Consider the following 6,701-nt stretch of genomic DNA (forward strand, 5'->3'; position numbering starts at 1 on the left):
GGTGGTGGGAGCGGATGCGGGCGAACGGCGCAAACAGCCTCCAACACGAACATCCGGCCGGGCCGGATGGGCCGGTCGGCCGGAGGGTGGAGCGGGGCAGGGCAAAACGGGCCCTACACCTAATACAACGATTCGATCACCCCGAGAGTTCCTGTAAACACAGGCAAACGAAGGCAAACGGCTACAACAGCGGAATGCTGGCCGGTGCAGCGCGGGTCCGTGCTGATCCCGGCCGTCGGGACCCGCTGGGCTGTCGGGCAGTCCTGGAAGGAAGTAGCGGTAGCGCAGGCAGCGGGGGGCCATCCCTGCCGCAGGCCCGTTTCGTGGCGCCCGTCCTGGGCGCCCGCTACCCGCTACTTCCATCGAAAGCCCAGCTCACGGCCGGTGCGGGCGGGCCGGGAAGGTACGCGCAGCCGCTACCTGGTAGCGGACCCCCCGCTACCTCATCGGCCCCCGCAGACGCCGGGGACAGCGGCGGGCAACGGCGGGTGCGCGGTGGTGCGGTGGCCTCGTAGACCACGGTGGTTCCCTGGCTTGGTTTAGGCGGCGGGTGGTCGGCGGACGAGCACGCCCGCGATGAGCGCGGCGGCGGCGGGTGGGACCGGCGGGGCCTCGGCGAGCGTCTCGGCGAGCCAGCGCGCTACCGGCCCGGGGTCGGTACGGTCCGCTTCTGCGTCGCGGGCATCCTGTGCGTCGGCTGGAGAGAGGGGTGTCGGTCCGTCGCCGTCCCGCGCCGCGGTGGCGCTGTCCCTGCCCGGGTCCGCTGTGCCAGTCCGCGGTGGCTTGTCCGCGGTCGGGGGACCGTCGTACGAGTCTGTGTCGGCGGGACGGGGAAGGCGGGACGGATCGACCACGGCACCTCACAGCACAGGCGGCGGGAATGCGGTGAATAAAAGTTAACCGCACTATCCGCTTTCGCCAAGCGTGCACGTTTCGCCGATCAAACCCACCGGTGACCAAGATTTAATAGGATGCCAGGAACGGCACTGAGTCTTGGCCCACTCGGGTACGTGCCAGATGCCCGCTGAGCTGCACCGATGCACCGTCTCAGGTGTACCCACTAAGCAGGTACACGGTTAGGGCCCCCGTCAGGCCCGCGGACAGGGCATCGGTTGGGACAAGCCGCAATTCGGAACATTCCCACACAAAGCAGGCATGGATATGTGACTGAGATCACGTGGTGTAGGGGTTCCCTCTGGGTCTGCTGGCGTCTGCGCCGGACGTCACGTTCAGCGACGTCGACGCCTATGGTGTCGCTCGGCCGGTAAGGCACACGAGCTGTCCTGTCATCGGGGAACGGCGCGGAAGGTGCCACATTACGCGCCCGCGGTCCACGCTTATACTTTTCAACAGTACCCGTTGGGTATTTAAGTCGCGGAGTGCTTGGGTGGGTGTGAAAGGTGCTGCGACCTGCGCCAGCGCGGTATTGCAGACCCGCCCATCTTTACGGGTGGTCCAGTGGGCGGGCCGGTGGGGGGCCCGGTGGGCGGACGGACAGGAAGCCGCACAATTCCGGCCGAACGGTGCGTATCGGTCATGGGGCGTGGGGGGCGTCGATGCCCAGCGGCCGGGGCCTGATCGGGGTTACCCGGCGGCTGGGGTCGGCGGGCGTGGCCCGTGTGGTCCCGGCTGTCACTCGTGGCGGCCGGGGACACACCAGACGATCTCGACGGATGTGACCACATGCGCGTACATCGCGCGGGCATGGTCGACGTCAGCGAAGGTCCCCCACAGGTTGCCGTCGGGGCTCACGAGATTGACATGGTCGCGGGAGGCGAGTCCCCACGCGAGGATCTGGACATCCTCGCTGTCGTCGACGAGCGCGAACAGGCGCGGTGCCTGCCTGGCGACGAACGCCGCGACCGGTTCCGCCGGTCCCGGCGCGGTGGCGGGCGGACGGGGGTTGGTCTGTCCCGTGTCCCTGGCTACGGAGTGGTGGAGGCTGGCAAGCGTCACGGGTACTCCTTTGTGCCGGCTGGGGGTGCGCTGTGCGGGGCGGGCACCGGCGAGACCGAGAACGGCCGAGGCTGCCGCGTCGACCTGACGACGCAACGCGGTGAGGTCGACGGTTCCGGCCTGTGTGGCGCGGTCGTAGGTGTCCAGGGCGGTGCACAGCGCGGCCCATCTGGGGGAGGCCGGATCGATCGGGGGGACGAACAGGCCGAGCACTCGCGTCACCTGGTCGGCGGGCGCCAGGTCGCGCATCCTGGCGAGCAGCACCACGGGGCGCAGATGCTCGGGCACGGTAGGGCGGCCGGTCATCGGCGTACGGCTTCCGGTCGGGCCTGGCCGTGACGGGAACCGGTCGCCGTCCGATCTTTCGTACCGGCGGGACCGGGGGACGGCCGGTGCCAGTCGTCGAGGCCGCGCAGCGCGTCCGCGACCCGCCGTAACGTCGGCGGATCGGTGCGGTAGACGACCGGTGCCACCGGCTCCGGCCCCGCAAGGGGAGTCCGTGCCGGCAGCGCCGCACCTACGTCCGTCGCCTGCATCTGGGGTCGCAGCCCGCCGGGGATCTGTCCCCAGACGACCTTTCCGCCGGATCTGACCCGATACCAGGACCATTGGATGCACAGCGCGTCGACCATGAGCAGGCCGCGCCCGTCCTCGCTGAACACGTCCGGGCTCGTGAGCCGGGGACCCGCGGCGCTGCCGTCCCACACTTCGACTAGGACATTCCCGCTGGTCGCGGTGAGCCGTATGGCCACAAGATCACGCGGACGGCTCGCCTTGACCGCGTTCGAGGCCAGTTCGCAGACAACGACTTCGCAGACGTCCACGGCGGCCGGGTCCACCGACCACCCGAGCAGCGTACGGGCGGTGCTCGTACGCACCTCGGATACGGCGGCGGCGGTCGGCGGGAAGTGCGCCACGGCCACCCGAATCACAGACGACGGGTCGGTCGCAGTCATACCGAACCCCTCGGGTTGCGGCCAACGTACGGCTGAGAGCACGGATGCCGGTGATCGTGACGTTCATGTGCGGGTGTACTGTCCGGTGCCGCCGCCGATGGCGTGTGGAGTGACGGCAGGTCGCAGCCGGGCAGGACGGCGAACTCAGCCCACGCCACCAGCTCGCAGCGCGCGTGCGACAGGCGGCGGCTGACCTTCGCGACACGATCGTCAACGGTCAGGGGAAGACGGGTATGTGCCTGCCGCATGCGCCCGTGCGCCCACTGGTGGGCGGTGTCGAAGTCGGCGAACGCTTCGAGCGGCCGTCCGTCCGCGTCCCACACTACGAACCGGCGGTCAGCTATAGCCCTCTCCCCTCGGTCTGCCTTGACAGGCTCCTGCCTGGTCTCTCCCGAGTCGTCCATCACGCTCTCCCTGCCATGCCGTTGCCAGTGGAGGTGGGGGATCGGCTCCCGGCACTCGGGGGCGGCGCGCCGTGAGGGCCGGGAGCTGATCGTGACGGGGCGCACCCGGCTGCCTCCATCCCGCCGAGTGGGGGTGACGGAGTGCTGATGGGAGCGTGCCCGCTGGGTAATGATGGAGCCTGACGGTTTTAGATGCAAGTGCATCTGTACTGTAGTTGTGGTGGTGTGGTCCTACCCGACGTTGGAGGATGAGGGGTGGGAGACTCGCCCAGGGGGAAGGCCAGTCAGACGTTCCAGGCAGGAGGAAGCGTTGGCGCGTCAAGCGTCGGGAACTACCGTCCGCAGCCGCCGGCTCGGTCGAGAGCTACGCCGGTTGCGTGAGGCGGCCAACGTGTCCGTGGAACGGGCGTCGGAGGTGCTCCGCTGCTCCGTGCAGACGATCTATCGCCAGGAGAACGGCGCGGTGTCGGTCAGGCTGAAGGACGCGAACGATCTTCTTGCTCTGTACCGCGTCACCGACGACGCGACGCGCGAAGCCGTCCTCGAACTGGCGAAGACCACGACCCAGCAAGGCTGGTGGCGACCGTACGGTGATGTCGTGCCCCGGTGGCTCCAGGTCTACATCGGGTTGGAAGGCGACACCACGGAGATCAAGGACTACCACTCCGCAGTCGTGCCAGGTCTCCTCCAGACGCGGGACTACGCCAGTGCCGTCATCCGTACGGACTGGCTTGCCGGTGAGGAAGAGGTGGCGAAGCGTCTTGACCTGCGGGCCGACAGGCAGGCAAGGGTGCTCGGCACGAACCCGCCGAAGGTGGACGTCGTCCTTGACGAAGCCGTGCTGCGGCGACCAGTCGGTGGCCGGAACGTCCATCGGGCCCAGCTCGACCATCTCCTGGAGGTGGGCAGCCGTGACGACGTCACGATCCAGATCACGCCGTACAGCATCGGCGCGCACCCCCCGCTCGGTACGCCTTTCACGTATCTGGGGTTCACCGACGAAGACGACCCAGATGTCGTGTACATAGAGATCCCGACCGGAAGCCTCTACATCGAGAAACCGCACGAAGTGAGGCACTACCGGGAGATCTTCGATCGGCTACAGGCGAAGGCACTGTCGGCCGAGGCGTCAGCCGACAAGATCGCAAGTGTGATGAAGGAGCTGTGAGGGGATGAACACCGAACTTCCGGGCGGGCTGACCTGGGTGAAGGCGACCGCGTCCAACGATAAGGGAGCATGCGTCGAGGTCGCCGAACTGCCCGACGGCGGCAGAGCTGTCCGTCACTCGCAGGACCCAGACGGCCCAACGCTGCGCTACACCGAGGCCGAATGGGCAGCGTTCCTGGACGGCGCGCGCAAGGGCGAGTTCGACTGAGGCCGTGCCGGCCGGCGGCCGTCTCGGAGATAGATAGGGCGCGGCTTGGCGCAGCACCGAGGACAGGATCTGGCCGATCGGCAACCGGGCACGGTGAGCTGCTTCATCACGCTCCTACGCCGTGGGGAGTTCGTCTTCGGCGAAGACGCCGCCCATGAAGCGGTCGGTCAGCGGGCCAGGCTCGGAGTGCTTGTCGGCGCTGTCGGCCGGTTGGTAGTCGAGGACGTCCCAGCCGGTGCGCGGCCACCACGACTCGCTGTTGTTGGAGGTGCCGTACACGGCGAGGAAGGGGCAGGTCAGGGGGCGGGTGGCAGCGGTGTAGAGCAGGGTGGTGGCATCGCGGGGGCTCAGCCAGGTCGCCTGGTGGCGGGGTTCGTCGGGGCGGGTGCGGTAGCTGCCTATCCGTATCGCCACGACCTGCATGGTGGTCTTGTAAGCGTAGAGGTGACCGAGGGCCTCGGCGGTCACCTTGGTTACGGCGTAGAAGCTGTCGGGGGCCAGCAGCGCGGTGGGGGCGCCTATGGGATTCAGGCCGGTGACGTGGTGGCTGCTGGCCAGCACCACGCGCGGAACCCGCCCGCGGCGGGCGGCCTCCAAGACATGGTGGGTGCCGGTGATGTTGTGTTCCACCATCTCGGCGAACGGCCCCTCCTGGGTGATCCCGGCAAGATGCACGACAGCGGATGTCCCGGTGGTGGCTTTCTCGACCGCGTCCAGGTCGCGCAGGTCTGCTTGGACGAACTCGGCACCCGCGGGCGGCCCGCCGACGGGAAGTCGCTGGTCGAGCAGCCGCAGTGGGACACCGTGGGCAGCCAGATCGGCCGCCAGTCGGGTTCCTATGGTCCCGGCCGCGCCCGTGATCAGCAAGGTCACGGGCGGTGATGGAGCATCGACGCCACGCCCTCGTCGCTGCGCGAGTAGGAGATGCCCCGCAGCACCGCGACGGGGGCCCCGCGGCCTCGCTGCCCGAGGATGATCCCGGCCGCTGCGGCGATGAGGTCGGTGAAGGTCTCCTCCTGCTTCTTGCCGCCGTGCCCGGTCGTGCGTAGGGGCGCCACGCCCGCCGCGCCGATCGAGATGACGGTGGCCCCGCGCCGGTCGGCGCGGCCGTCGGAGTCCGCGATCACCACGGCAATGTCTGCGCCGGTGGAGGAGAGCAGGGTGTCGCGCAGAGCGCGGGCGGAGGCGTCGGGGTCTATCGGTAGCAGCCATGCGCCGTCGGTGCCGGCACGGTCAATCCCGGCTGAGGTGAGCTGGTAGCCGAGTGTGTGCCGGGCGATGATCGGGCCTTTCTCGGTGGCCAGGAAGTAGCTGTCGCTGGCGTCCAGGATCAGTTGCGCGATCTCGGCGGGCTTACCCGTCTTCGCGGACAGTTCCAGGGCCTCCGCGTTGGGGGTGACGCTGGCGAGGTCGACGTAACGCTTCTCCGCGGTGCTCACGGCCTTGGAGGCGACGACCATGACGTCCCCGTCGTGCAGTTCGGTGCCGGTGTGGGTGAGGACGTCGGCGATGGTGCTCGCGAGGTCGTCGCCCGGCTGGAGTTCAGGAAAGGGCTCCAGGGCGAAGGCGGAGAAGCCGGAGGTCGGGGCGGCGGTCATTGTCGGGCTCCTGGGAAGGTGAGGACAGCGGTGTGCAGGCGAGCGTGGGCGACGGCGAGCGCCTCGGCCCGCTGCCAGGTGGCGGCGTGCTGCCCGCTGGTCAGCCAGTCGATCACGCGCCGCAGGTAGTGAGGCCACAGCCGGCGGGCCGCGTCGGGCGCCGGCGTGCCGGTGGTGACGGCGTGCCAGGCATCTGCGGTGGCCTGCGGCCAGTGATGTTCATCGTAGCCGCCGGGGTGGGGGCCGAAGCTGTCCAGCGTGGCGCGCATGGACCGAAGGCGGGCGGTCTCGATGTCGCGGTCGGCGGTCCGGTAGAGCGCCGGTTCGCTGTCCGGTGGGATCGGGGGCGGGGTGCCTGTCACGGTCAGGTGTAGGAGGACGGGGACGGCTTGGTGGTAGATGGCGGGGAGG

At 69.1% G+C, this 6,701-nt stretch carries 8 protein-coding genes; 2 read left to right on the top strand and 6 right to left on the bottom strand.

Annotated features, from left to right (window positions below; all coding sequences use genetic code 11):
• Positions 1-539: 539 nt before the first annotated feature.
• The 3 genes from AC08OO_RS21865 to AC08OO_RS21875 form a co-directional block, all read right to left on the bottom strand.
• Positions 540-854: a hypothetical protein gene (locus tag AC08OO_RS21865; protein WP_043591843.1), complete on the bottom strand. Its 315-nt coding sequence runs from the start codon at positions 852-854 to the stop codon at positions 540-542.
• A gap of 778 nt (positions 855-1,632) precedes the next feature.
• A complete protein-coding gene (locus tag AC08OO_RS21870) occupies positions 1,633-2,262 on the bottom strand; it encodes a hypothetical protein (RefSeq protein ID WP_133056875.1) in 630 nt (209 codons plus the stop codon).
• Positions 2,259-2,912 (bottom strand): ATP-binding protein, encoded by a 654-nt coding sequence (locus AC08OO_RS21875; protein ID WP_476611778.1) that lies wholly within the window; start codon positions 2,910-2,912, stop codon positions 2,259-2,261. Before AC08OO_RS21875 ends, AC08OO_RS21870 begins: the two co-directional genes overlap by 4 nt.
• A gap of 714 nt (positions 2,913-3,626) precedes the next feature.
• On the opposite strand from AC08OO_RS21875, the gene AC08OO_RS21880 reads away from it, so the two are divergent.
• Together AC08OO_RS21880 and AC08OO_RS21885 are read left to right on the top strand one after the other, a co-directional pair.
• Entirely contained in the window at positions 3,627-4,484 is an 858-nt protein-coding gene (locus AC08OO_RS21880; RefSeq protein WP_035913236.1) for a DUF5753 domain-containing protein, read from the top strand.
• Between the two features lie 4 nt (positions 4,485-4,488).
• On the top strand, positions 4,489-4,692 hold the full coding sequence (locus tag AC08OO_RS21885; protein WP_035913234.1) for a DUF397 domain-containing protein: 204 nt from the start codon (positions 4,489-4,491) through the stop codon (positions 4,690-4,692).
• Between the two features lie 114 nt (positions 4,693-4,806).
• On the opposite strand, the gene AC08OO_RS21890 is transcribed toward AC08OO_RS21885, so the two are convergent.
• The 3 genes from AC08OO_RS21890 to AC08OO_RS21900 form a co-directional block, all read right to left on the bottom strand.
• Positions 4,807-5,565, bottom strand: coding sequence for an NAD-dependent epimerase/dehydratase family protein (locus AC08OO_RS21890; protein WP_043591848.1), 759 nt, complete (start codon positions 5,563-5,565; stop codon positions 4,807-4,809).
• On the bottom strand, positions 5,562-6,290 hold the full coding sequence (locus AC08OO_RS21895; protein ID WP_035913230.1) for a coenzyme F420-0:L-glutamate ligase: 729 nt from the start codon (positions 6,288-6,290) through the stop codon (positions 5,562-5,564). Before AC08OO_RS21895 ends, AC08OO_RS21890 begins: the two co-directional genes overlap by 4 nt.
• On the bottom strand, positions 6,287-6,701 hold a 415-nt coding region (locus AC08OO_RS21900), incomplete at its 5' end, for a hypothetical protein (RefSeq protein ID WP_476619003.1). The genes AC08OO_RS21900 and AC08OO_RS21895, both read right to left, overlap by 4 nt.

It is taken from the genome of Frankia sp. CeCAU1, from assembly GCF_977971845.1.